Origin of the sequence: Streptomyces nanhaiensis (assembly GCF_046614825.1) — a bacterium.
Lineage (GTDB): Bacteria > Actinomycetota > Actinomycetes > Streptomycetales > Streptomycetaceae > Streptomyces > Streptomyces radiopugnans.
Genome location: NZ_JBKJFM010000005.1, coordinates 90,667 through 112,455, shown reverse-complemented (window position 1 = coordinate 112,455; position 21,789 = coordinate 90,667). Strand labels below are relative to the sequence as shown.

Here is a 21,789-nt window from a genome sequence, read left to right as displayed (position 1 = left end):
GCATGACCGCCGCGTACTCCCTCGCCGAGGCGCGAGGCAAGCTCGGCGCCCTCGCCCGCCGGGCCGCCCGGCACGAGCGCATCACCCTGACCGGCCACGGCGTCCCCGTGGCCGTGCTCGTCCCCCTCTCAGAACTCGAAGACCTGGAGGACGCTCTCGCCATCACCCGCCTGGAGCGTGACCGCTCCCTCGGCCGCACCGGGGTGCCGATCCCCCACGACGAGGCGCGCCGCGCCCTCCGCGCCGAACACGTCAACCGGTAGCTCATGACCGGGGCCGGGCCCGCCAGGGGCGGGTGACGGTCTGGGTGTAGGCGCGGTGGGCGGGGTGGCGGGCGGCGTGGTGGAGCTGCCAGTCCAAGGCGGTGCCGAACTCGACGCCGGTGTGCGACGCGGCGCCGCACTCGTCGCAGCTCATGCGGTACGTGGCCGGGGGCGCGTCGGGCGCGGTGTCCGGTTCGCCGGTCCAGCCCGCCGTGTCCGGCTCGGCACGCAGGCGGCGGAACATCACGGGACGCCGCCTCCCGGCCCCGGCCCCTGCCCTCGTCCCGGTGCGGGGTCCTGCGGCACGGGCCGCAGGGATATCTCCCACAGGCACTCGGCTCCCGCGTGGCTGTAGACCACCGCCCGCCCGGCGCGCAGCAGCCGGTGGGTGCGGTCGGCCGCCGCCTCGTGCCCCCAGGCCAGTAACCGGGCGGCGGCCCCGGGATCGTCGGGGCCCAGGCTCGCCGCGATCCGCACCGCGCGCTCCCCCGCCCACCACTGGACCTCCCCGGCGTGCGCCGAGAAGCAGTCCCCGAGGTGGAACATGCGCGGCCGGGGTGTGTGCAGGTAGGCGACGGCCTCGGCCCGGTACGCGGCGGGCCACCGGCCGCTCATCCGCCCTCCCCCGCGGCCGGGTCGAGCAGCACGGTGAACCACACCCACTTGCCGCCGGGCACGCAGGTGTAACCGATGGCGTCGGCCGTCTCCCGCAGCAGCCACAGCCCCCGCCCGCGTTCGGCGTCCCAGTCCGGCACCTGGACGGCGGGCGCCCGGCGGGAGCGGTCGTACAGCCGGACCAGGGCCGTGCCCCGCCCCTGCCTCACCTCCAGCCGGCACCGCCGGTCGGCCACGTGCCGCCACACGTTCGACAGCAGCTCCGAGACCCCCAGCCGCGCCGTCTCCACCGCCGCCCGGTCCCCGCCCATCGCGCGCACCGCCGCCGCGACCTCACGCCGCCACACCTCGATCTCCCGCGCCTCGACGGTTATCTCCCAGGCATGGATGTGGTTGTCCGCAATGTTCCGCTCCACGACAGCCATAGGGGGCTCCAACCATCGGTAATCGTTCCGGCACCGATGGTTATCGGCCAACTCCGGCATATCCACCGTCACTTACCTGCCACAACCGACATACTCCTCCGACGTCGGAGTATGTCGGTTATGGCAGGTGAAGAATCTTGAACGAGGCCTTGCGGCGTGCTGTCTCGGAGTCCGGTATGACTTCCTACCAATTGGCGCGCGCCTGTGGAGTCGAAGGCCGAACAGTCGATCGGTGGTTGTATGAAGGACGGGTACCCCGCCCCGGTACCCGCGCAGTTGTCGCCGACCGACTGGGAGTTGAGGAAAGCGTGCTGTGGCCCAACGCCGTGAAGGCCGTCATGAAGACCGGCCCCGACCGCGAGGTCGTCTCGGTCTACCCGTACCGCTCGGCCTGCCCGTCGTCCGTCTGGCGCTCGCTGATCACGGACGCCCGCGAGGAGCTGACATTCGCCGGGTACACCAACTACTTCCTCTGGCTCGACCATCCGAACCTCGCCACCGTGCTCAGGAAGAAGGCCCGCGCCGGTGTCGCGGTGCGGTTCCTGCTGGGCGAGCCCGACTCCGAGACGACCCGGCGCCGCGAGACGGTGGAGCAGACCGCACTGACCGTCTCCACCCGCATCCGCATCACACTGGAGCACCTGGAACGGCTCGGGGACACCGAGAACATCGAGGCCCGCTACAGCCGTCACGAGGGGCACATCAGCCTGTCGGTGTTCCGCTTCGACGACCAGATGCTCGTCACTCCCCACCTGTCCAACCTGGTCGGCCACGACTCGCCCATGCTCCATCTGCGGAGACTGCAGGACGACGGCATGTTCGACCGTTTCGCCTCGCATGTCGAGGCACTGTGGAAGGAAGGGGATCTGATCAACGGATGACTGCGGACAGCGTTCGACATGACCTGCCGATCGAGCAGTGGCGGAAGTCCAGTTACTCCAACACACAGAGCGGCAACTGCGTGGAGGTGGCGGAGATATCCGGCGCCGCCGGCATCGCCGTACGCGACTCCAAGAACCTGAGCGTTCCCCCGGCCCGCGTCTCCCGCCCCGCCTGGGCGGCGTTCCTCTCGGCGGTGGCGCGGGGCGCGATCGCGGACTCCTGACGGGTGGACGGACGCCGCGAGGCTCCCGAGGCGGATAAGCCCACCCCGCTGTTCCCCCGCCACGTGTGGGGCCGGGGCCCTACGCCCTGCGCCGGTCGTCCGTGTCACCGTCCGGTTTCCGCAGCGGCGCCTCCACCCGACGCCCCGTGCAGCATCAGCACCAGCCCGCCGAGCAGTGACACCGCCGCGGTGAGGGCGAGCAGCGTCCCCAGCCCCAGGCCGGGGATCACCGCACCGGCGAGGGCCGGCGCCGCGACCGAGCTGACGGCCCCCACGACCAGGCAGCCGGTGAACGCCGCGCTCGCGCGGTCGGGCACCAGCTCGGCGGTCCAGACCGCCAGCACCGCCGACCCGGTCATGTACCCCGCGCCGAAGACGCACGCCGAGACCGCCGTCGCGGCCGGGGAGTCACCGGCCAGCCCCAGGAGGGCCAGCGCGGCGGCCACCGTCACCAGGCACAGCGCCGCGACCCTGGGGCTGCCCAGTCGCCGCGCGACGGCCCCGGTCGCCACGCCCACCATGCCGGTGACGCCGATGGCCGCGTAGAGCGCCGGGACGGCCGCCGCCGGAAGGTCGCGGGAGACGACGTCGGCGGCGTAGGTGAAGTAGATGATGATGACCGCGAAGTAGACGGCGGAGTAGGCGGCCGGGACCCGCAGCGCCCTCGCGAGCGAGGAGGCCCCCTGCCGTCCGTCCGGCCGGGGGACCGGCCCGGTCCGCGGCGTCAGGCGGAGGTTCACCACGGCGGCGGCCGCGGCGGCGAGGGCGATGCAGCCCCAGACCAGGCGCCATGACCCCAGTGCGGCCAGGGCCGCCAGGCCGCCCAGCACCACCAGTCCGCCGCTGGTCCCGGTCGTGATGATCGCCAGCGCTCTCGGCCGCTGCCGCGGGGACACCGTACGCGTCACGATGTCGGAGTAGGGCGCCCAGACCCAGCCGCCGGCGCTGCCGGCCAGGACGGCGCCGACGGCGAGCAGCCAGGGGTGCTGCGCGAAGGTCACGGTCACCGCGCCCGCCGCGCCGCAGACCCCGCCCACGGTCGTCGGCGCCCGCGAGCCGCGGCGGGCGGCGAGCGGCCCCGCGAGCACCAGGCCGGCCAGATAGCCGGCGAACGTGGCGCTGGCGACGAGTCCGAGTACCAGCTCGGAGAGTTCCAGGGCCTGCCGGATGTCGGGCAGCGTCAGGCCGTAGGCGTACCGGGCCATGCCGAAGGCGACCCCCACCACCGCCGCTCCGGCCAGGCCGATCCGGTTGCCCGTGGAGAGCGTCAAGGCTGCCCCCTTCTCCTGTTGCCCTGCGGCGTGCACCGGAGCCGCTGCCCGACGCGGCGTCGGAAGGGACCGGAGGAGATCCGACCGTACGGTTCGTCCCGGTTTGAGATTACATCGACGACTCACCGGCCCCGAGGGGGCGGAACCGGCCCGGCGGACCCCTGTTCCTGCCGTTACCGCAGGTCGTCGTGCCGGTGCGAGGAAGCGGGCGGCCAGGTCGGCGCCGTCGAGGGCGAAGGACTGGTCGCCGTCGCCCTCCGGGATGAGCCCCGCGTCGTGCAGGACGCAGCCCAGGAAGAGGAGTTCGCCGTCGTGGCCGCGGCCGGGCGGCAGGCCGCGCCGCTCGCCAAAGGCGCGCCCGTGGAGGTAGGGCCGGAGGCTGTGGTTGAGGATCGCCGGATGCTCGGTCCCTTCGCGCGGTGAAGGGCCTCCGGCGCCAACTCGGTTCGCGGCAGCGTCAGTTCCTCGTATACGTCCGTCATGTCATCCCTTCTGGGTGCCGGACGCCGGGGCGGGGGTCTTGCGGACGCGGCGCAGGGCGAGCAGTCCGCCGACGCCGGGGACGAGGGTGTACCACCGTGCGCCCGCGTCCGCGGTGGTCGTGACCTGCCATGCGGCGGCGATGACGACCAGGTACGCGGTGCCGTGCAGCGGGCCGGCGAGCGAGGTGACCGGCCGCGCGTGGACGGTGAGCAGGTTGGCCAGCAGCACGGCCAGGGTGGCGGCCTCGGCGGCGGCGGCGATCCGCAGGGTGCGCACGCCGGTCACACCCCCGTGGTGGAGCCGGGACGGACGATCATCAGGACGACGACGACCGCCCACAGCAGGTTGAAGACGCCGGTGAGCATGGACAGCCGGGCCGCCGCCGAGCGCGCCTCTCCGTCATCCGCAGCGTCGTCCGCCGCCGTACGCGCCCCCGCGCCACCCGCCGACCGGAGCATCCGCCGCTGGCCGGGGACGATCGCCAGGACCAGGACGGCCGCGGCGATCGCGGTCAGGACGAGGGAGGCGACCAGCCAGGCGTCGGCGAGGACGCCGAGCCGCGCGCCCGTGGCGATTCCGAAGACCGGTACGGCGATGCCGGCGACGGCGTAGTTCCGGCAGATCCGGTGCAGGAACGCGGCGATCCACGCGTCCCGTCCCTCCCCCGGCTCCCCGGGCGCGCCCCCGGACCCGGCGGCCTGCCGCGCGTGGCGCGGGAAGAGGGAGGCGGCGACGGTGATCGGCCCGATCACCACGATCGCCGCCAGGACGTGGACGGACAGCAGCACCTTGGTCACCACGGTCTCCTCACCCCGATGATGAATATGTTGGCTGCCAATACATAGCACGCCCACACAAGCGTTGTGTAGGCTGCCTACTCATGAAGGCCGACGCCGTACGCGGACACCTGGACGGACTGCTGCTGGCCGTGCTGGAGCCGGGACCGCTGCACGGGTACGCGATCATCACCGCCGTACAGCGGCGCAGCGCGGGCGCGCTCGAACTGCGCACCGGCACGGTCTACCCCGCGCTGAACCGCCTGGAGCGGACCGGACTGCTGCGCAGCAGTTGGGACTCCACCGGCGAGCGGAAGCGGCGCCGCTACGAACTCACCGACGCCGGACGGCGCGCCCTGGCCGAGGAGCGGACGGCCTGGCAGGCGTTCACGGCGGCGATCGGCTCCGTCCTGGAACCGGCCCCGCACCCCGGGCACGCCGGATGAGCGGCGCCGGACGGCGGGCGGGCCCCACCGGGGAACGCCCCGAGGAGTACACCGACCGATACGCCGACGAGTACGCCGCGGCCCTGGCGTCCGCCCTGCGCGGCCCGGTCCGCGCCAAGGCCCGCCTGGTGGCGGAGATGCGCGACGGCCTGGCCGACACGGTGGCCGCGTACGCCGAGGAGGGGCTGCCCCGCGACCTCGCCGTCCGGCGGGCCGTGCGCGAGTTCGGCACCGTGGCGGAGGTGGCTCCCGCCTGCCAGCGGGAGCTGACCGTCGCCCAGGTCCGCCACACCGCCCGCGCCGTCGCCCTGGCCGCCCCGCTGCTGACCGTCTGCTGGTACCTGTTCCTGACCTCCGGGCACGGCGGCCAACTGCCCCTGGCCACCCGTCTGCTGGCGTTCTCCCTGGCCGGGTCCGCGGCCGTCGCCGCGCTGCTCGCGACGGCCGCGCTGGCCGCCACCGGCCCCCTCGCCCGGCGGCTGCCCACCCCGCGACGGCTCCCCCGGGCGACCGCCTGGGCCGGCACGACGGCCGGTGTGTGCCTGGGTGCGTCCGCGCTCACCCTCGCCGCGTCCTCCCCCCTGTCGGGGAACTGGCTCCCGGTCGCGCTCGCGGGCGCCCTCGCAGCCGCGCTCCACACCGTGGTGGCGTCCTCCGCCCGCGCCTGCCGCGACTGCGCCCGCGCATAGCCACCCCTCCGGCGGCGCCCGCAACCCCGTTCCCCGATTACCCCTTTCGTACTGTTCGCCGCCGAAAGCGAGAAGTCGACACATCTCCTTCCCAGACTTGAAGGAGCGGGCCGCCCGGCCCGTGTGCAACGCACCGACCGCAATCGACCGCAAGGGGGAAACATGACGAAGACGACCGGGAGGACGAGGAGAGTCGCGCGTACGGCCGCCGTGTTCGGCGGTGCGATCCTGCTGGCCCTGACCACCGCCACGTCCGCGTCGGCGACCGTGACGCTCTACCACGGCAGCGACGCCGCCCAGGCGACCGCCTACGCGATGCGCGCCTACGACGGCGAGCGCGACGGCAACGGCGTCTACGCCGACGCCTACCTGGCCAACGGCGCCCACGTCTCCCAGTGGGACGGCAACGGCGCGGACGGCAACTGGGGCCCGTGGGCGAGCTACAGCTCCCGCATCAAGCAGTTCCGGGTCTGCGAGGACCATGTGGGCTGCTCCGGCTGGTCCTACTGGCCGAGCTGACCGGCACGCTCCGGCCCCCGTGCACCACGGCCCGCCCCTCCCGGGGCGGGCCGCTCGCACACGCCCGGGGCCGCCCGCCTCAGCGGCGCCCCGCCGCACCGCCCACCGGGGCCTGCCGGGTGGCCTTCCGGGTGGTGAGGGGGAAGAGTTCCAGGCATTCGTCCCGGCGGACCCCCTCGTGCACCTCCAGCCGCGGGTGCCCGGCCCGGACCACGTCGCGGGCACGGAGGTCGATCTGCCGCCAGGTGAACGTCTCGTCGGGGTGCTCGGACGCCCAGCTCCGGGCGTCCTCCTGGGTGGCGCCGAAGGCGATGCCGCGCATCTTGGCCCAGATCGCGGCGGCGGTGCACATCGGGCACGGCTCCAGCGTCGTCAGCAGGAAGGCGCCGGCGAGGTAGCGGGAGCCGACCCGTTCGGCCGCCCGGCGGATGGCCTGCACCTCCGGGTGTGCGGTCGGGTCGTGGCCCTGGACGAGTCCGCTGCCCGACTCCCCGAGGACGACGCCGTCCCGGATCACCACCGCCCCCAGTCCGTAGTTTCCGGAGAGCGCCGCCTCACGGGCCAGCCGAAGGCACCTCAGCATCCCCGCGTCGATCTCCCGGTCCGTCATCCCGCCTCCACAGGGCGCTTCCGAAGCGGACATATGGAACCTCCTTTCACGGATGGGCGGAAAGGTACCGGCTCAACGGTGTCGGACGACGGCTTTCAGCCGCTCCGGGTGAACGGCGCGCAACCCCGGTCACACCCCGGCCGGGCGGGTGGCGGGGCCGCGGAAGGTGGCGCGGTAGCCGGTGGGGGTGACGCCGAGGGCACGCTGCATGTGCTGGCGCAGCGAGGCGGCCGTGCCGAAGCCGGTGTCGGCGGCGACCCGGTCGACGGACAGGTCGGTCTCCTCCAGCAGTTGCCGGGCCCGCTCGATGCGCTGCCGGTTCAGCCACTGGACGGCGGTGACGCCCGCCTCCTCCTTGAAGCGGCGGGTGAAGGTGCGCACGCTCATCGACTCGCGCGCGGCCAGTTCGGCCAGTGTGATGGGCCGGTCCAGGTTCTCCAGCGCCCAGGCGCGGGCGGCACCGGTGGAGGAGCGGCGCGGCTCGGCGACCGGCCGGGGGATGTACTGGGCCTGCCCGCCGTCGCGGTGCGGCGGTACGACCGTGCTGCGGGCCGCCCGGTTGGCGACGGCCGCGCCGTGGTCGCGGCGGATCATGTGCAGGCACAGGTCGATCCCGGCCGCCTCACCCGCGGAGGTGAGCACGTCGCCCTCGTCGGTGTAGAGGACGTTCGGGTCGAGCCGCACGGCCGGGTGGAGCCGCCGGAAGTGCTCGGCGGACTTCCAGTGGGTGGTGGCCCGGCGGCCGTCGAGGAGCCCGGCGGCGGCCAGCACGAAGGCGCCGGTGCAGACCGAGGCGATCCGGGTGCCGGGCCGGATGCGGGCGAGGGCGTCGGCGAGCTGGGCGGGCAGCCGCCCGCCGGGATACGTCCCGTCCTCCTCGTGGCTGGCCGGGACGATCACCGTCCCGGCCTCGGCCAGCGCCTGCGGGCCGTGCCCGACGAGGACGGGGAAGTCGGCGTCGGTGCGGACCGTGCCGGGCTCGGGCGCGCAGGTCACGACCTCGTACAGCGGTGTGCCGGAGGCCGACTCGGCCGCGCGGAACAGCTGGTGGACCAGGCCCAGCTCCATCGGCAGCACCCCGTGGCGGACCAGGACCGCCACCCGGTGCCGCCCCGGGTGCGTGAAGACGTCCATGGCCAGATTCTTTCAGATGTCGGCCATCCGGCCACTCGTTCGGCCCGGCCGGTCCGAACAGCATCGGAGGCATGACGCACACGACCCGCACCACCACCGAGCACGTCCCCACCGGCCGGGCCGCCCCGCGCACCGCCCGTGGGCGGGGCGTGCACCGGGCCTGGTGGGTCGCCGCCGTGGCCGCGCCGGCGGTCATGGGCGCGGGCGCCTTCGCCACCATGCCCGGGCTGCTGGTCGAGCCGCTCCACCACGATCTGGGCTGGTCGCGCGGCTCCATCGGTCTCGCGGTCTGGGTGAACATGGCGGCCTCCGGACTGGTCGCGCCCTTCGCCACCGCGCTCATGGGCCGCTTCGGGCTGCGGCGCGTCGCCGCCGGGGCGCTGGCGGCCGTCGCCGCCGGGGCGGCGCTCACCACGCTCATGACCCAGCCCTGGCAGCTGGCCCTCTACTGGGGCCTGCTGGTGGGGCTGGGCTGCGGTTCCGTGGCGATGGGCTTCGCGGCCGTGGTGGTGGAGCGCTGGTTCGCCGCCCGGCGCGGTCTGGTCACCGGTCTGCTGACGGCGGCGAGCGTATTCGGGCAGTTCGTCTTCCTGCCGCTGCTGTCCTGGTCGATCGAGCGGCACCAGTGGCGCCCGACCACGGTGACGGTCGCGCTGGCGGCGCTCGCCCTCGTCCCACTGGCGGGGCTGCTGCTGCGCGACCACCCCGCCGATCTCGGCCTGCGCCCCTACGGCGCCCGGGAGTACGTCCCGCGCCCGGCGCCGGCCCCGGGCGCGGCCCGCCACGCGCTGCGGGTGCTGCGCTCGGCGGCCCGTACCCGCCCGTTCTGGCTGCTGGCGGGCACCTTCGCCGTCTGCGGCGCCTCCACCAACGGGATCATGTGGAGCGGTTTCGTGCCCGCCGCCCACGACCACGGGATGCCGCCCACCGTCGCGGCCTCGCTGCTCGCGCTCATCGGGGTCTTCAACGTGGCGGGCACGGTCGTCTCCGGCTGGCTCACCGACCGCCACGACCCGCGCCTGCTGCTGGCGCTCTACTACGGGATGCGCGGGGGCTCGCTGCTGCTCCTGCCCTCCCTCCTGGGGCCCGAGGCCGACTGGCCGCTGATCGTCTTCGTGGTCTTCTTCGGGCTGCTCGACGTGGCCACCGTCCCGCCGACGATCGCCCTGACGGCCGTCCGCGGGATCTACGGGGAGGGCGGCGGTGCGATCGTCTTCGGCTGGACGCTCGCCTTCCACCAGCTCGGCGCCGGGGTGATGGCGTTCGCGGGCGGCGCCCTGCGCGACGTCCTCGGCTCCTACGACGCCGCCTGGATCGCCTCCGGCGCGCTGTGCGCGGTCGCCGCCGTGCTGGCCCCGGCGATCGGCGGGCCTGGACGTGACCGCAAGCGCCGGGCCGCGGCCGGCCGGGACGGTCACCGCGCGGGCCCTGGCGCGCCGTCCCGGCGCGGGGCCTCCTAACCTCTACCGGTACCCCGGAGGACGACGGCAGGAGACGCGGTGCGGGACACGGACGGGCGAGGAGCCGGACGGGGAGCGAGGCGGTGGACGGCCGGGCGCGTCGCCCCGGTCCTGCTGGTCGTGGGGCTGGGCACGGTGGTGGCGGGCGCCGTCTGGCTCCGCGCCGGCTACATCGTCGCCGTCCAGTCCGCCGACTCGATGTCGCCGGCGTACCGGCAGGGCGAGCGGATCGCCGCCGAGCGGATCGACGGGGACGGGGTCCGCGCCGGCGATGTGGTCCTCTTCGCCGACCCGCGGTGGTTCCCGAACGGGGAACTGGCGATGAAGCGGGTCGTCGGCACCGGCGGCGACCGGGTGACGTGCTGCGCCGGGGGCCGGGTGAGCGTCGACGGCGAGCCGCTGTCCGAACCGTACGTCAAGGACGGCGACCCGGTCGGCATGGGACCGAGCTTCGACGTGACGGTGCCCGAGGGGCGGCTGTTCCTGCTCGGCGACCACCGCGCCAACTCGCACGACTCCCGCTTCCGCCTCTCCGACGGGCAATCGGGCACGGTCGCCGCCGACGCCGTGCGCGGCAGGCTGCTGGACGGCGACGGCGCCGCCGGGCCGCTGCTCCCGCTCGCCACCGCGCTGTCCGGGGCGGTGCTCACGGTGGTCGCGGGGGTCCTCGGCGCCGTCGCGCTGATCGGCCGGCGGCGGGCCGCGGGGTAGACCGCCGCGCCTGTACGCGAGGCGGCGCAGCGGGGCCGGAGCCCGGTCCCGCTGCGCCGAACGGGCTCCGGCCCCGGCCCCGGCGGGCGTGCCCGGCCGGCTCCGTGCACGGGGCCGGTACACACTGCCCGCATGCCCGACGACCAGCACGGGGACGGAGCGCCCTCCGCCCCTCCCGAGCCGCTGCTGCGCATGATCGACAACCTCGCGCGGTTCCACCGCGAGCACGAGGAGTTCTACGCGCAGGCGCCCCTGCGGCAGGCGGCCGGGCTCCAGGCGCACTCGCGGGTGCTGAAGGCGCTCGCCGACCGGTGGAGCGCTGTCGGCGCAGGCGAGCCGGTGGAGGGCCTGGCGTTCACCGGCGCGGAGGACCTGAACGCCCCCGGGCTCGTCGCCGAGGCCGGGGTCCTCTTCATGGAGGGCGAGGAGGAGCCGACCGAGCTGAAGCGGCTCAAGCGCGACATCGGTCTGCTCGCCGACGACAGCGAGCAGACCGGCACCTGGCTGTCGGGCGCCATGGAGCGGTCGTGGGAGACGGCCGGGAGTCTGGCCGCCCATCCATCGCTCGCCGACCTGGCCGGGGAGCGGCACCGGATCATCGCCGACGACTGGCAGGCCGCCGGCCTGCTGTCCCTGATCGCACGGCTGCTGCGCCGCGCCCTGGAGCTGCTGGCCCGCGTCGACTTCTCCCCGGCCGCCCTCCGGTCCGACCTGGCCGGCGGGCGTACGGCGCCCGCCTACCTCTACTCGGCCTCCGAACTGCTCGACCGCGCGGCGGACCTGCTGGCCGAGTCGGCGGCGCTCGTCCACGGCAACGAGCGCCGCTGGCGGACCTTCCGCGCCCGGGTCCGCGAACTCCTCCCCGAGTAGGCCCGGATGCGGGCGCGGGGGCCGGGTCGGCCATGAGCGCAGCACCGGCCTGGTACCGGACCACCCCGCCCTGCCCGGTCTCCGGTAGGTGCGGGAAGGGAAGGGTTCCATCTGTGAGGGTTCCAAAGTTGGAACCCTCACAGATGGAACCCTTCCCCGCCCCCGTCTCCTCGGCCGTCCGTCCCGCGCGTAGCGGCGCCTGGCGGACGGCCGAAGCGGCTTCGGCGGCTCCGGCGGCTTCGCGGGCACGGGCGCTCCCCGGAGCGCGCGACGGGGCGCACAGCGGGGCACCGTAGGACAGATCCACAATCCGTTCGTAACTTTTCCGCTCACCGGCAGATATGCACGGCGGACGGCGTTCGGCCGTGACCGGATGAGGGCGAGAGGAGAAACACGGTGAGGCGGAACCGGACGATGCGCGGGTGCGTGGTGGCGGCGGGGGCGGCCGTGGTGGCGGTCGCGCTGCCCGGCGGGGCCTCGTCGGCCTGGGCCGACGAGACGAACCACGGGTCGCGCAACGGGCCCACCGTCGCGCTGATCTCCACGGGGCAGATCGACGACCCGATGGAGGACGTGCTGGAGCACGCCGCGCTCGTCCAGCGGGACCACCACACGGGCTGAGCCCGGATTCGGACACCGGCTCCGGGGCGAGGGAGCCGGTCCCGCCCGGTGGGTTCGGACGGAGCCGGGCGAGACCGCCGCGCCGGAGGCGGCGGAGGCCGGGGCGCGCACACGCACCGCCCCCGGCCTCCCGGCTGTCCGGGTCCGGAGGGCCGGAAGGCAGGAGGCCCGAAGGCCGCTAGCCCGGCCCCGGACAGCCGAGAGCCCGGCGGAAAGCGGCTGTGGGGGCCGCTTTCCGCCGGGCAGGTGCACCACCCGGGTTACGTGTCGGAGGGGTCGGCGACGCGGGACCCGCGTACCGTCCGGCCGTCCGTCAGGCGCGGACCTTGGCGCGGTCCACGGCTGCGACACCCACCGCGGCCAGGCCGATCTGGATGAACAGCTCGATCCAGTCGACACCGCGGGTGTCCGCGACACCGATTCCGGCCGCGATGAACGTACCGATCAGGGCGGCGGCGATACCGACCACGATCGTCCACAGGACACCGATGTGCTGGCGGCCCGGCAGGACCAGCCGCCCCAGCACACCGACGACGATGCCGATGATGATCGCGGTGATGATGCCGGTTATCTCCATGACTTCACCCTTTCGGGTCGGTTCCTTGCCTTCCTCCTTCCCTGTCCCGGCTCGGGCACACAAGGACATGTCAAGTCGTCAAAGAGGATCGCCGGGAACCGGCCGCCCCTCCGGCCGCCGTACCGGTCGGTACGGCGGTCGGAGGGGCGTGCTCGGACGCCGATGGCCTCGGACTCCGACGGCATCGAACTCCGACGGCATCGGACTCCGACGGCCTCAGACTCCGATGCCGCGGCCGTCCTCGCGCCAGACTGCGACGACCGACGGGCGGACGACCTTGCCCGGCCCGTCGGGCCAGGACGAGGCGGGCTGCTCGTAGCTGGCGCCGTCCACCTCGCCCGGGTGCTGCACCGCGACCAGCACCCGGCGGTCCTGGATGATCGGGCCGCAGGTCTCGGCGCCGGCCGGGACGGTGAGGAACTGCCGCACCTCGCCGCGCCGCCCGCCCGCCGTGGCCACGCCGAACAGGCCGTCGTGGGAGCCCAGCGCGTTGCCGTCCGTGGACAGCCACAGGTTGCCGTAGGGGTCGAAGGCGATGTTGTCCGGGCAGGAGATCGGGCTGACCTGGTCCTTGGGGAAGCCGCCGTAGTAGGTGGAGGGGTCCTCCGGGTCGCCGCAGACCAGGAACAGGCGCCAGGCGAAGCCGTCGGCCGCCGGGTCGTCCCAGTGCTCGGCCAGCTCCAGCACCTGGCCGTGCTTGTTGGCGTTGCGCGGGTTGGCCTCGTCGGCGGCCGGGTTGGAGTCCACGCCGCGCCGGGAGTTGTTGGTCAGCGCGACGTAGACGCGGCCGGTGCGCGGGCTGGGCTCGACGTCCTCGGGGCGGTCCATCTTGGTGGCGCCCACCTTGTCGGCGGCCAGCCGGGTGTGGACGTAGACCTCCTCGGCACTCATGCCGGGGACGTGGGAGGTGTTGCCGGTGGCCAGCGGGATCCACACGCCGGAGCCGTCGAACTCGCCGTCGGAGGGGAGCTTCCCGCTGCCGTCGATCTCGGCGGCCGGGCTGTCGCCGGTCAGCTTCGCCACGTAGAGGGTGCCCTCGTCCAGCAGCGTCAGGTTGTGCTCGCGGGCGGCGCGGCTGTCGCCCTTCATCATCCGCCTGGAGGAGACGAACTTGTAGAAGTAGTCGAAGCGCTCGTCGTCGCCCATGTAGACGACCGGGCGGCCGTCGGCGGTCAGGCGGGGCTCGGCGGCCTCGTGCTTGAAGCGGCCGAGCGCGGTGCGCTTGCGCGGCACGGAGTCGGGGTCGTACGGGTCCACCTCGACGACCCAGCCGAAGCGGTTGGCCTCGTTGGGCTCCTTGGTGAGGTCGAAGCGGTCGTCGAACCGCTCCCACTTGCGTCCCGACGCTCCGCCGCTCATGCCGTACCGCCTGAGCCTGGCCCTCACCTCCGGGTCGGCGACGGAGGCGGCATTGCCGAAGTACTGGTTGAAGTTCTCCTCGCCCGACAGGGCCGTGCCCCAGGGGGTGGTGCCGCCCGCGCAGTTGTTGAGGGTGCCCAGCACCTTCGTGCCGGTGGGGTCGGCGGAGGTCTTCAGCAGGTCGGACCCGGCGGCCGGGCCGGTGAGGCGGAACTCGCTGGTGGCGGTGAAGCGGCGGTTGAGGTGGTGGCGGGGCACGGCCGTGAGCCTGCCCGTGCGGCGGTCCTCCTCCACCACGACGACGGACAGGCCGTGCGCGGCCCAGGCGATCTCCACCTGCTCGCGCGTGGGGTCGGCCGCGTCGTAGCCGGGGAACATCAGCTCTTCGTCGGTGTACTCGTGGTTGGCGAACAGCACCTGGCGCCCGCGCTCGCCGTCAAGCGGCAGCAGGGTGAGGAAGTCGTTGTTGTAGCCGAACTGGCCGGCCTGCGCCTTCGCGCTCTGATTCTCCGGGTCGAAGGCGGGCGCGCCGCGCAGGATCGGGTCGCCCCAGCGGATGACGACGTTCTGCGCGTAGCCCTCGGGGACGGTCACCGCGTCGGCGGTGTTCGGCGCGACGGGCGCGAAGCGCAGGCCGCGCGCCGCCCCGCGGACCTTGCCGCTCCCCTTCTCCCAGCCCTTGGCCGGTACGGCGGCGGGCGCCGCGGCGGCGCCGGGCGCCTGGCCGAAACCGACCGCCGTGCCGGCAGCGGCGGCGGCGCCGACCACGGCGCCGGCGCGCAGCACCGAGCGGCGCGAGAGGGCGGCGGCGATGACGTCGCCGGCGTACTCGTTGCCGCTGGTGTTGGGCACCTCGTGGAAGCAGGCGTCGCCGCAGCGGTAGCGGCAGGTCAGGGCGGCTCTCCCGCCGGGGTGCGAACCGATCAGCGGCAGCAGCTTGCGCATGGTCCCCTCCGGATGTTCCGTGTCTACGCGTGTCGGACGCTAGGCGCGCAGGCACGACGGAGGGCGACCTCGCGGTGAACGCGGGGTGAATCCGGCCCGTGGAGTCGGCAGGCCGCCCGGCGGCCACCGGCGCGCCCGCCGTGGCCGGATCCGTACGGTGCCCGCACCGGCACACCCGGTGCCCGAAACCCTCTCCCCCGGCCGTCCCGGCACCCTTCCCGGGCCCCTTTCCGGCGCCCTCCGCGCACGGCGATATCCGGACCGGCGGCCGGCCCCGGACCGTTAGGATTTCTCCCATGGCGGCCACTGGAAAAGAGCAGCAGGGGGCGAAGGCGTTCTACGTCACGACCCCCATCTACTACGTCAACGACGCTCCGCACCTGGGCCACGCCTACACGACCGTCGCAGGCGACGTGCTCACGCGCTGGCACCGCCAGCGCGGCGAGAAGGTGTGGTACCTCACCGGCACGGACGAGCACGGTCAGAAGATCATGCGCACCGCCGAGGCCAACGGGGTCACCCCGCAGGAGTGGTGCGACAAGCTCGTGGAGGAGGCGTGGAAGCCCCTCTGGGAGCACCTGGAGATCGCCAACGACGACTTCATCCGCACCACGCAGGAGCGGCACACCGCCCGCGTCCAGGAGTTCGTGCAGGACCTGTACGACAAGGGCGAGATCTACAAGGGCGAGTACGAGGGCCCGTACTGCGTGGGCTGCGAGGAGTACAAGTCCCCCGGCGACCTGCTGGAGGGCGAGGGGGACTTCGCCGGCGAGAAGCTCTGCCCGATCCACAAGAAGCCCGTGGAGATGCTCCAGGAGGAGAACTACTTCTTCAAGCTCTCCGAGTACGGGCCCAGGCTCCTGGAGCACTACGAGAGGCACCCGGAGTTCATCCAGCCCGAGTCGGCGCGCAACGAGGTCGTCAACATCGTCCGCCAGGGCCTGGAGGACCTGTCGATCTCCCGCTCCACCTTCGACTGGGGCGTGAAGATCCCCTGGGACGACAAGCACGTCATCTACGTGTGGATCGACGCCCTGATGAACTACGCCACCGCCGTCGGCTACGGCTCCGACCAGAAGAAGTTCGAGGAGACCTTCCCCGCCGACGTCCACCTCGTCGGCAAGGACATCCTCCGCTTCCACGCGGTGATCTGGCCCGCGATGCTGATGGCGCAGGGCCTGCCGCTGCCGGGCAGGGTGGCCGCCAACGGCTGGCTGATGGTCGGCGGCGAGAAGATGAGCAAGTCCAACCTGACGGGCATCTCGCCGCAGCAGCTCACCGGGCACTTCGGCGTGGACGCCTACCGCTGGTACTTCCTGCGCGCCATCGCCTTCGGCCAGGACGGCTCCTTCTCCTGGGAGGACTTCTCCGCCCGCTACACCAGCGAGCTGGCCAACGACTACGGCAACCTCGCCTCGCGCCTGGCCGCCATGGTGAACAAGTACTTCGACGGGCTGCTGCCCGAGTCCAAGGCGGACGGCGAGGCCGAGCAGGCCGTCCGGGAGGGCATGGCGAAGGCCGTGGCCGAGGCCGACCGCCGCATCGGCGACGAGCTGGACTTCGCGGGCGGCATCGCGGCGGTCTTCGACTTCATCAAGCAGGTCAACGGCTACCTCACCGAGCAGGAGCCGTGGAAGGTCGCCAAGGACACCTCGCCCGAGGCCCAGGAGCGGCTGGCGACGATCCTCTACACCGCCGCCGAGTCGCTGCGCGCCTGCGCCGTCCTGCTCAACCCGGTGATGCCGCGCACCTCCGGCCTGCTGTGGGACTCGCTGGGCGCGGAGCCCGCGCTGGGCGCCCTGGCCGACCAGCGCGTCCAGGACGCCGGCGCCTGGGGCCTGCTCCCTGCGGGCACCCGGGTCACCAAGGGCCCGGCGCTCTTCCCGCGCCTGGAGGAGCCCAAGAACGCGTAGGGCCGCGCCCGCCCGCCCCCGCTTCCCGGCCCCCGGCCGCCCCGCTCCGGCGGGAGCGGCCGGGGGCCGCGGCGCGTCCGCCGGCCGCGCGCCCCGGACAACGCGCCCGCGCGCCCGTGCGCCTGCCGGAGTCCGCTTACGGCGGCGCCCCGCGCCGGGCGATGTGCCAAAATCGCACCATGGCGTCTGAGGTGAGCTGGCAGGACATCGGTGCACGGGTTGGCGAGGCCCGGCGAGCCGCCGCCCTCACCCAGGAACGGCTCGCCGAGCTGCTCGGCATGGAGCGGACGACCCTCTCCAAGATCGAGAGCGGGACCCGCAGAATCAGCGCCCTGGAGCTGACGAGCCTGGCGGACGCCCTGGATGTTCCGTTCTCCTACTTCGTCTGCGCCCCGGCACCGGTCCTGTCCAACCGGCAGCCCTTGGTGGAGGAGGACGAGTCGGAGGCGACCCGGTCCGCCTTCCAGGTCCGGGTGCGCCTGAACGCCTGGCTCCGGGACGTACGCCAGCTTCTGGACCTGGGAGTCCTGAGTCCGCGCCCGCCGTGGGCCTATCCCGGCCGGGCGACCGGCGTCGACACCTACAGGGACGCGGCCCGCTGGGTCCGCGACCGGCTGGAGGCGGGTGACGGGCCTCTCGGCCCGATGGCCGCGGTCTGCGCCGAGGCCGGGCAGTGGCCCCTGGCCACCGACATCCCCGGTGACGGCGCGTCGCTGATCGACGGGGACGTCGCGGTGTCCGTCATCAGCCTCCGGGGCGATCCGGGCCGCCGCCGCGCCACGGCCGCTCACGAGCTGGGGCACATGGTCATGGGGGACGCCTACTCCAACGACCTCGGTGTGCACGCCTCGGCGGAGGAGCGCGAGCGGGCGATCGAGGCGTTCGCCGCCGAACTGCTGCTGCCCGCCACCGCGATCGCCCGGGCCTGGTCCCCGGGCGAGGACGTCCGGGAACAGCTCGTCGGCCACGCCGCACGGTACCGGGTGTCCTGGACGCTTGCGCTGATCCAGGCGGAACGGGCCGAGGTGATCGACCGGTCCGCACGGAACGGGCTGATGGCGCGGAAGCCCACACGCGCCGAGTTCATGCAGGCACTGGGCTGGCTTCCGGAACCCGACCTGGAGGCGGTCAGGGTGGCACCGGACTACGCCAGTGCCGTGATGTCGGCGCTCGGACGCGGAAGCATCACCCGCGCCCGGGCCGTGGAGATGATGCACGGGCAGGTGTCGTTGGACGACCTGCCCGCGGGGGACGAGACCGACCTCTGACATGTCCGACACGCATCACGGCGTCCTCGTGCTGGACACGACCCTGCTGAACCACTCCGCCCGCGCGGACTACATCGACCTGCTGGGGAGTTACCTCCAGGATTTCGAGTGCTGGACGACCACGACCGTGGTCTCCGAGTTGCGGGCCGGGCTGCCCCGTTTCCCCGCTTTACAGCGGGCGATCACGGCCGACTGGCTACGGGTCGACGCTCTCGACACCATCGAAGGTCTGATGGCGTACGGCCGGTGGGGTGAGAGGGTCGGTGCGTCCGACAACCGACACCGGGGGGAGGCGAGTGTGTTCGCCTGCGCCGAGCTCCGTCACGGGACCGCCGTCACCGACGACCGGACGGCGGCGAGGACTGCCCGCGCGTACGGCGTCGAAGCCCACGGCACCCTGGGCCGCTCGCCCGCCTCGGCCGGGAGGGTGTGATGACCCTGGCGGCGGCCGGCAGCTACGTCGAAGCGCTCAGGGCCGAAGAGGCCCGGCTTCCCTGTCGCGGAAGCGGTTTCGCCCGGTGGTGCTCCATGCAGGGGATTCCGCTCCAGCGAAGCTGACCGGATCTGCGGCCGGGGAAAGCGGCAGGGCGGACCCGCGGACGGTTCCGGGGGCGCGCCGGATGGTCCGGCGGCCGGGGCGCCCCTACGGTCGGTTCCATGACGACGACCACACGGCGCAGAACCTTACGCCGGGCACCGGCGGCCCTGCTCGCCGCGCTCCTCGCGGCGCTCGTGCCCGCGCAGGCCGAAGCGGCCCCCGGCCACCGGCCCGACCCCCGCGCCGGTTCCCTCCAGGAGGGCGCCGACGCGCTGCGCGACGCCGGGGTGACCGGGGTGTCCGTCCGGCTGGACGCCCACGGCGGCGTCCGCACCGCCCGCAGCGGGGTGGGCGACCCGCGCACCGGGCGGCCCGTACCGGCGAACGGATACCTGCGGATCGGCAGCGCCACCAAGACGTTCACCGCCACCGTGGTGCTCCAGCTCGCCGGGGAGGGGCGGCTGTCGCTGGACGACACGGTGGAGCGGTGGCTGCCGGGCACGGTGCGCGGCAGCGGCAACGACGGCCGCCGGATCACCCTGCGCCGGCTCCTCCAGCACACCAGCGGCATCCCCGACTACGCCGCGACCGAGGAGACCGTCCCCGACCCCACCGCCGCCGGATACCGCGAGCACCGCTGGACCGCCCGCACCTCCGAGGAGCGCGTCGCCGTCGCCATGGCGTATCCGCCGACCTCAAAGCCCGGCGGTCCCATGGAGTACTCCAACACCAACTACGTCCTGGCGGGCATGGTGATCGAGGCCGTCACCGGCCGCACCTGGGAGGAGGAGGTACGGAGCAGGATCCTGCGCCCGCTGCGCCTGACCCGCACCACCGCCCCCGGTGACGACCCGTTCCTGCCGCGCCCCCACGCCCGCAACCACCAGCAGTTCGCCCCGGACGGCCCGATGACCGACACCACCGTCGCCTACCTCCCCTTCGACGGGGACGCCGACGGGGGCATGATCAGCACGGCGAGGGACGTCAACCGGTTCTTCGCCGCCCTGCTGCGCGGCGAACTGCTCGCCCCCGCCCAGCTCGCCGAGATGCGGCGCACCGTCCCCGTCCCCGACGGCCACGGCAGCCCGCCCGGCACCCGCTACGGCCTCGGCCTGAGCTGGACGCCGCTGTCCTGCGGCGGCGGGTACTGGGGGCACGGCGGCACCGGCTTCGGCTACGTCGTCCAGCCCGCCGCCACCGCAGGCGGGCGGGCGGCCGTCACCGTCTCCGCCCACAGCCGCCCAGGCGACCACGCCACCGCACTGCGGCAGTTGGAGGGCGTCACCGGTCTGGCCGACCGCGCCCTGTGCGCCGGCTGACGCGGCACCGGACGGACACGGTCCGGGCTCCTCAGTCGCCCGAGTAACCGAAGATCCCCAGGTGGGTCGGCTCGTCGCCGGTGTACAGCAGGACGTAGCGACCGGTCCACCGCATGGTGCACTCGTCCAGCAGCGTGCCGCCCGGCCCGGCCGGGGAGGCGTAGGTCCGGTAGGCGCGGTCGATCAGCTCCCGGAACCGGTCCGGTGACGGCCGCTCGGTGCCGAAGTGGTGCACGATCCGGTCGCGCGCCAGCGGGCGCAGCGTCCCGTAGTCCTCGACACCGCGCGGAGACGGAGTGTCGGAGGTGTGGACGACCCGCCGGATGTCGAGGACCGAGTGGGTCCCCTCCCCCCACATGTACTGCTCGTCCGCCCACAGCTCCTCGACCGAGCGGTACTCGCCGCCCTCGCCGTACTCCTCCTGGAAGACCCCCGCGTGGAGCGCCGCCAGCGACTCCTCGACCGTGCCCTCGTACGGGGTGACGTACTCCCAGCCGCTGGCGCCCATCCCGTTCCCGTCCCTCTCCGGTGTTGCCGCACGAACCGGCGCCACCCTAGACGCGGGCACCGACACCGCGACCCGGCCGCTTGCCCGAAATGATCATTTCCGCCGGTTTCGCGGCTCCGGTGTCCGGCTACTCCTGTACAGGCAGAGAGCCGCCGGCACGGTGAGAGGACCCGAGGACATGCGCCACAGCACGAAGAGCCGCCGACCGCGCGGGGCCGTCGCCCTGCCGTTCGCCCTTCTGATCGGCGTCACGGGTCTGGCGGGGTGCGGCGGCGGGGACTCGCCCGCGCCCGAGGCGTCCGTGCACGTCGAGGAGACGGACGGCGGCGACGAGTACGACTTCGTGTACGGGGACCTGGCCGACGCGGAGTTCTGGAACGACGTCAGCACCTGGGTGGGCAAACGGGTGACCATCAGGGCGGACGTCGACGAGGTCATCGACGAGCACGCCTTCAGCATCGCCGCGGCGGAGGACGACGCCGGCACCGACCGGAGGGTCAGGAGCCTCCTGGTCGTCTCCCGGGAAGCCCGGCAGGTGGAGGAGGGCGGCACCGTACGGGTGACCGGGACGGTCAGGGAGGGTTTCGTACCCGAGGACGTGGCGGAAGGGCTCGCCGTGGACTGGGAGGAGGACCTCTTCGGCGACTGGGAGCAGGAGCAGTACGTCGTGGCCACCTCCGTCGACACATCGGCCGACGGGGCATGAGGGTGCCCGGCCTCCCTGGCCGCGCCCTTCCCCACCGGCGCGACAGCGGTGGAGAACCACCGGAGGACGACCGGTCATCCGGCGCCCGCGGTCCGGCAGAACCCTGGAGGGAGACATAGATGTGGTGTACCCGAGGCCTTCGGCGACGGTCGGCGGCGGTGCTCGTCCTGACGCCTCTGCTCCTCGGACTGCCGGGATGCGGAGGCGGGGATCCCGAGGGCATCACCGAGATCCGCGACGCCTTCGAGAGCGGTGACGCCGGGTCCGTGATCGGACAGGAGCGCACGGTGGAGGGCTGGGTCCAGGAAGTCATCTCCCCGTGGGCCTTCACCGTCGGCGGTGAGGAGCCCAGCGACGTCGAACCGCTGCTGGTCATCGAGAAGGACATGCCGCCCGTCGACCAGGACGACCCGGTCCGTGTCACGGGCCCCGTGGGCGAGTTCGACCTCGACGAGGTCCAGGAGGAACTCGGGAGGGACCTCGCGGAGAACCTGTACGACCAGTACCGGGGCGAGCCCTACGTCATGGCCGAGAGCATCGCCGAGGACGTGGAGATCGACTGACCGGGCCTCGGGCTCCGAAGGACCCCGGGGACGCGGCCGGGGCCCGCGCGCCCCTCGCCCCCTTTCCCCGGCGGTACGGCGTGGGATACCCCTGG

At 73.7% G+C, this 21,789-nt stretch carries 28 protein-coding genes; 17 read left to right on the top strand and 11 right to left on the bottom strand.

Features of this window, described 5'->3' with window-relative positions:
* The first annotated feature begins 2 nt into the window (after positions 1–2).
* On the top strand, positions 3–263 hold the full coding sequence (locus ACLIYP_RS03290) for a type II toxin-antitoxin system prevent-host-death family antitoxin (RefSeq protein ID WP_412711625.1): 261 nt from the start codon (positions 3–5) through the stop codon (positions 261–263).
* A 1-nt stretch (position 264) separates the two neighbouring features.
* Here ACLIYP_RS03290 and ACLIYP_RS03285 read toward each other — a convergent pair whose 3' ends face one another.
* The 3 genes from ACLIYP_RS03285 to ACLIYP_RS03275 are packed head-to-tail and all read right to left on the bottom strand — an operon-like array spanning position 265 to position 1,303.
* Positions 265–507: a DUF7848 domain-containing protein gene (locus tag ACLIYP_RS03285; RefSeq protein WP_459076339.1), complete on the bottom strand. Its 243-nt coding sequence runs from the start codon at positions 505–507 to the stop codon at positions 265–267.
* Positions 507–878, bottom strand: a complete 372-nt coding sequence (locus ACLIYP_RS03280) for a hypothetical protein (protein WP_412711623.1) — start codon at positions 876–878, stop codon at positions 507–509. Before ACLIYP_RS03280 ends, ACLIYP_RS03285 begins: the two co-directional genes overlap by 1 nt.
* Positions 875–1,303 (bottom strand): ATP-binding protein, encoded by a 429-nt coding sequence (locus ACLIYP_RS03275; protein ID WP_412711622.1) that lies wholly within the window; start codon positions 1,301–1,303, stop codon positions 875–877. Before ACLIYP_RS03275 ends, ACLIYP_RS03280 begins: the two co-directional genes overlap by 4 nt.
* Before the next feature lie 308 nt (positions 1,304–1,611).
* On the opposite strand from ACLIYP_RS03275, the gene ACLIYP_RS03270 reads away from it, so the two are divergent.
* Complete coding sequence (locus ACLIYP_RS03270; protein ID WP_412711621.1) at positions 1,612–2,184, top strand: phospholipase D-like domain-containing protein; 573 nt, start codon at positions 1,612–1,614, stop codon at positions 2,182–2,184.
* Positions 2,181–2,408: a DUF397 domain-containing protein gene (locus tag ACLIYP_RS03265; RefSeq protein ID WP_412711620.1), complete on the top strand. Its 228-nt coding sequence runs from the start codon at positions 2,181–2,183 to the stop codon at positions 2,406–2,408. Before ACLIYP_RS03270 ends, ACLIYP_RS03265 begins: the two co-directional genes overlap by 4 nt.
* A 104-nt stretch (positions 2,409–2,512) precedes the next feature.
* Here the strand turns inward: ACLIYP_RS03265 and ACLIYP_RS03260 are convergent, their stop codons facing one another.
* Positions 2,513–3,679 carry an MFS transporter gene (locus ACLIYP_RS03260; protein WP_412711619.1) on the bottom strand — a complete coding sequence of 389 codons (1,167 nt, stop codon included), beginning with the start codon at positions 3,677–3,679 and terminating at the stop codon, positions 2,513–2,515.
* A 276-nt stretch (positions 3,680–3,955) separates the two neighbouring features.
* Here ACLIYP_RS03260 and ACLIYP_RS03255 point away from each other — a divergent pair, with 276 nt between their 5' ends.
* Positions 3,956–4,102, top strand: a complete 147-nt coding sequence (locus ACLIYP_RS03255) for a hypothetical protein (protein ID WP_412711618.1) — start codon at positions 3,956–3,958, stop codon at positions 4,100–4,102.
* Positions 4,103–4,162: 60 nt separating this feature from the next.
* Here ACLIYP_RS03255 and ACLIYP_RS03250 read toward each other — a convergent pair whose 3' ends face one another.
* The gene (locus ACLIYP_RS03250) at positions 4,163–4,438 is read right to left on the bottom strand and encodes a hypothetical protein (protein ID WP_412711633.1); all 276 of its coding nucleotides are present in this window, start codon (positions 4,436–4,438) and stop codon (positions 4,163–4,165) included.
* A 5-nt stretch (positions 4,439–4,443) separates the two neighbouring features.
* A complete protein-coding gene (locus tag ACLIYP_RS03245) occupies positions 4,444–4,959 on the bottom strand; it encodes a hypothetical protein (RefSeq protein ID WP_412711617.1) in 516 nt (171 codons plus the stop codon).
* Positions 4,960–5,042: 83 nt separating this feature from the next.
* On the opposite strand from ACLIYP_RS03245, the gene ACLIYP_RS03240 reads away from it, so the two are divergent.
* The 3 genes from ACLIYP_RS03240 (at position 5,043) to ACLIYP_RS03230 (ending at position 6,592) form a co-directional block, all read left to right on the top strand.
* On the top strand, positions 5,043–5,384 hold the full coding sequence (locus ACLIYP_RS03240) for a PadR family transcriptional regulator (protein WP_412711616.1): 342 nt from the start codon (positions 5,043–5,045) through the stop codon (positions 5,382–5,384).
* The gene (locus tag ACLIYP_RS03235; RefSeq protein ID WP_412711615.1) at positions 5,381–6,073 is read left to right on the top strand and encodes a permease prefix domain 1-containing protein; all 693 of its coding nucleotides are present in this window, start codon (positions 5,381–5,383) and stop codon (positions 6,071–6,073) included. The genes ACLIYP_RS03240 and ACLIYP_RS03235 overlap by 4 nt, the downstream gene beginning before the upstream one ends.
* Before the next feature lie 162 nt (positions 6,074–6,235).
* A complete protein-coding gene (locus tag ACLIYP_RS03230) occupies positions 6,236–6,592 on the top strand; it encodes a hypothetical protein (protein WP_412711614.1) in 357 nt (118 codons plus the stop codon).
* Positions 6,593–6,671: 79 nt separating this feature from the next.
* Here ACLIYP_RS03230 and ACLIYP_RS03225 read toward each other — a convergent pair whose 3' ends face one another.
* Positions 6,672–7,202 carry a nucleoside deaminase gene (locus ACLIYP_RS03225; protein WP_412711613.1) on the bottom strand — a complete coding sequence of 177 codons (531 nt, stop codon included), beginning with the start codon at positions 7,200–7,202 and terminating at the stop codon, positions 6,672–6,674.
* A 129-nt stretch (positions 7,203–7,331) separates the two neighbouring features.
* Entirely contained in the window at positions 7,332–8,336 is a 1,005-nt protein-coding gene (locus tag ACLIYP_RS03220) for a GlxA family transcriptional regulator (protein WP_412711612.1), read from the bottom strand.
* Between the two features lie 71 nt (positions 8,337–8,407).
* Between ACLIYP_RS03220 and ACLIYP_RS03215 the strand changes: the two genes are divergently transcribed.
* The 4 genes from ACLIYP_RS03215 to ACLIYP_RS03200 all read left to right on the top strand — a co-directional run bounded on the left by ACLIYP_RS03215 (position 8,408) and on the right by ACLIYP_RS03200 (position 11,998).
* Complete coding sequence (locus tag ACLIYP_RS03215; protein ID WP_412711611.1) at positions 8,408–9,796, top strand: MFS transporter; 1,389 nt, start codon at positions 8,408–8,410, stop codon at positions 9,794–9,796.
* A 39-nt stretch (positions 9,797–9,835) separates the two neighbouring features.
* Positions 9,836–10,507: a signal peptidase I gene (lepB, locus tag ACLIYP_RS03210; protein ID WP_412711610.1), complete on the top strand. Its 672-nt coding sequence runs from the start codon at positions 9,836–9,838 to the stop codon at positions 10,505–10,507.
* A 132-nt stretch (positions 10,508–10,639) separates the two neighbouring features.
* On the top strand, positions 10,640–11,377 hold the full coding sequence (locus ACLIYP_RS03205) for a hypothetical protein (protein WP_412711609.1): 738 nt from the start codon (positions 10,640–10,642) through the stop codon (positions 11,375–11,377).
* Between the two features lie 396 nt (positions 11,378–11,773).
* Positions 11,774–11,998 carry a hypothetical protein gene (locus tag ACLIYP_RS03200; protein WP_412711608.1) on the top strand — a complete coding sequence of 75 codons (225 nt, stop codon included), beginning with the start codon at positions 11,774–11,776 and terminating at the stop codon, positions 11,996–11,998.
* A gap of 313 nt (positions 11,999–12,311) precedes the next feature.
* Here the strand turns inward: ACLIYP_RS03200 and ACLIYP_RS03195 are convergent, their stop codons facing one another.
* Together ACLIYP_RS03195 and ACLIYP_RS03190 are read right to left on the bottom strand one after the other, a co-directional pair.
* A complete protein-coding gene (locus ACLIYP_RS03195) occupies positions 12,312–12,575 on the bottom strand; it encodes a GlsB/YeaQ/YmgE family stress response membrane protein (RefSeq protein ID WP_412711607.1) in 264 nt (87 codons plus the stop codon).
* 216 nt (positions 12,576–12,791) lie between these two features.
* Positions 12,792–14,879 (bottom strand): PhoX family protein, encoded by a 2,088-nt coding sequence (locus ACLIYP_RS03190; protein ID WP_412711606.1) that lies wholly within the window; start codon positions 14,877–14,879, stop codon positions 12,792–12,794.
* A 296-nt stretch (positions 14,880–15,175) separates the two neighbouring features.
* Between ACLIYP_RS03190 and metG the strand changes: the two genes are divergently transcribed.
* The 4 genes from metG to ACLIYP_RS03170 all read left to right on the top strand — a co-directional run bounded on the left by metG (position 15,176) and on the right by ACLIYP_RS03170 (position 19,917).
* On the top strand, positions 15,176–16,792 hold the full coding sequence (gene metG, locus ACLIYP_RS03185; RefSeq protein WP_412711605.1) for a methionine--tRNA ligase: 1,617 nt from the start codon (positions 15,176–15,178) through the stop codon (positions 16,790–16,792).
* 179 nt (positions 16,793–16,971) lie between these two features.
* Positions 16,972–18,060, top strand: a complete 1,089-nt coding sequence (locus tag ACLIYP_RS03180) for a helix-turn-helix domain-containing protein (RefSeq protein ID WP_412711604.1) — start codon at positions 16,972–16,974, stop codon at positions 18,058–18,060.
* A 1-nt stretch (position 18,061) separates the two neighbouring features.
* Entirely contained in the window at positions 18,062–18,493 is a 432-nt protein-coding gene (locus ACLIYP_RS03175) for a hypothetical protein (protein ID WP_412711603.1), read from the top strand.
* A 224-nt stretch (positions 18,494–18,717) separates the two neighbouring features.
* Positions 18,718–19,917 (top strand): serine hydrolase domain-containing protein, encoded by a 1,200-nt coding sequence (locus ACLIYP_RS03170; protein ID WP_412711602.1) that lies wholly within the window; start codon positions 18,718–18,720, stop codon positions 19,915–19,917.
* Between the two features lie 31 nt (positions 19,918–19,948).
* Here the strand turns inward: ACLIYP_RS03170 and ACLIYP_RS03165 are convergent, their stop codons facing one another.
* Positions 19,949–20,425, bottom strand: a complete 477-nt coding sequence (locus tag ACLIYP_RS03165) for a hypothetical protein (protein WP_412711601.1) — start codon at positions 20,423–20,425, stop codon at positions 19,949–19,951.
* A gap of 178 nt (positions 20,426–20,603) precedes the next feature.
* Between ACLIYP_RS03165 and ACLIYP_RS03160 the strand changes: the two genes are divergently transcribed.
* The gene (locus ACLIYP_RS03160) at positions 20,604–21,131 is read left to right on the top strand and encodes a hypothetical protein (protein WP_412711600.1); all 528 of its coding nucleotides are present in this window, start codon (positions 20,604–20,606) and stop codon (positions 21,129–21,131) included.
* A gap of 158 nt (positions 21,132–21,289) precedes the next feature.
* Positions 21,290–21,694: a hypothetical protein gene (locus ACLIYP_RS03155; RefSeq protein ID WP_412711599.1), complete on the top strand. Its 405-nt coding sequence runs from the start codon at positions 21,290–21,292 to the stop codon at positions 21,692–21,694.
* Positions 21,695–21,789: the final 95 nt, after the last annotated feature.

Bases quoted from the DNA above. Each gene is read 5' to 3' on its own strand.
- ACLIYP_RS03220 (WP_412711612.1), bottom strand. From the start codon at position 8,336: ATGGACGTCTTCACGCACCCGGGGCGGCACCGGGTGGCGGTCCTGGTC.
- ACLIYP_RS03195 (WP_412711607.1), bottom strand. From the start codon at position 12,575: ATGGAGATAACCGGCATCATCACCGCGATCATCATCGGCATCGTCGTC.
- ACLIYP_RS03275 (WP_412711622.1), bottom strand. From the start codon at position 1,303: ATGGCTGTCGTGGAGCGGAACATTGCGGACAACCACATCCATGCCTGG.
- ACLIYP_RS03265 (WP_412711620.1), top strand. From the start codon at position 2,181: ATGACTGCGGACAGCGTTCGACATGACCTGCCGATCGAGCAGTGGCGG.
- ACLIYP_RS03160 (WP_412711600.1), top strand. From the start codon at position 20,604: ATGCGCCACAGCACGAAGAGCCGCCGACCGCGCGGGGCCGTCGCCCTG.
- ACLIYP_RS03180 (WP_412711604.1), top strand. From the start codon at position 16,972: ATGGCGTCTGAGGTGAGCTGGCAGGACATCGGTGCACGGGTTGGCGAG.
- ACLIYP_RS03170 (WP_412711602.1), top strand. From the start codon at position 18,718: ATGACGACGACCACACGGCGCAGAACCTTACGCCGGGCACCGGCGGCC.
- ACLIYP_RS03235 (WP_412711615.1), top strand. From the start codon at position 5,381: ATGAGCGGCGCCGGACGGCGGGCGGGCCCCACCGGGGAACGCCCCGAG.
- ACLIYP_RS03215 (WP_412711611.1), top strand. From the start codon at position 8,408: ATGACGCACACGACCCGCACCACCACCGAGCACGTCCCCACCGGCCGG.
- ACLIYP_RS03165 (WP_412711601.1), bottom strand. From the start codon at position 20,425: ATGGGCGCCAGCGGCTGGGAGTACGTCACCCCGTACGAGGGCACGGTC.
- ACLIYP_RS03240 (WP_412711616.1), top strand. From the start codon at position 5,043: ATGAAGGCCGACGCCGTACGCGGACACCTGGACGGACTGCTGCTGGCC.
- metG (WP_412711605.1), top strand. From the start codon at position 15,176: ATGGCGGCCACTGGAAAAGAGCAGCAGGGGGCGAAGGCGTTCTACGTC.
- ACLIYP_RS03175 (WP_412711603.1), top strand. From the start codon at position 18,062: ATGTCCGACACGCATCACGGCGTCCTCGTGCTGGACACGACCCTGCTG.
- ACLIYP_RS03230 (WP_412711614.1), top strand. From the start codon at position 6,236: ATGACGAAGACGACCGGGAGGACGAGGAGAGTCGCGCGTACGGCCGCC.
- ACLIYP_RS03225 (WP_412711613.1), bottom strand. From the start codon at position 7,202: ATGACGGACCGGGAGATCGACGCGGGGATGCTGAGGTGCCTTCGGCTG.
- ACLIYP_RS03280 (WP_412711623.1), bottom strand. From the start codon at position 878: ATGAGCGGCCGGTGGCCCGCCGCGTACCGGGCCGAGGCCGTCGCCTAC.
- ACLIYP_RS03190 (WP_412711606.1), bottom strand. From the start codon at position 14,879: ATGCGCAAGCTGCTGCCGCTGATCGGTTCGCACCCCGGCGGGAGAGCC.
- ACLIYP_RS03205 (WP_412711609.1), top strand. From the start codon at position 10,640: ATGCCCGACGACCAGCACGGGGACGGAGCGCCCTCCGCCCCTCCCGAG.
- ACLIYP_RS03285 (WP_459076339.1), bottom strand. From the start codon at position 507: ATGTTCCGCCGCCTGCGTGCCGAGCCGGACACGGCGGGCTGGACCGGC.
- ACLIYP_RS03290 (WP_412711625.1), top strand. From the start codon at position 3: ATGACCGCCGCGTACTCCCTCGCCGAGGCGCGAGGCAAGCTCGGCGCC.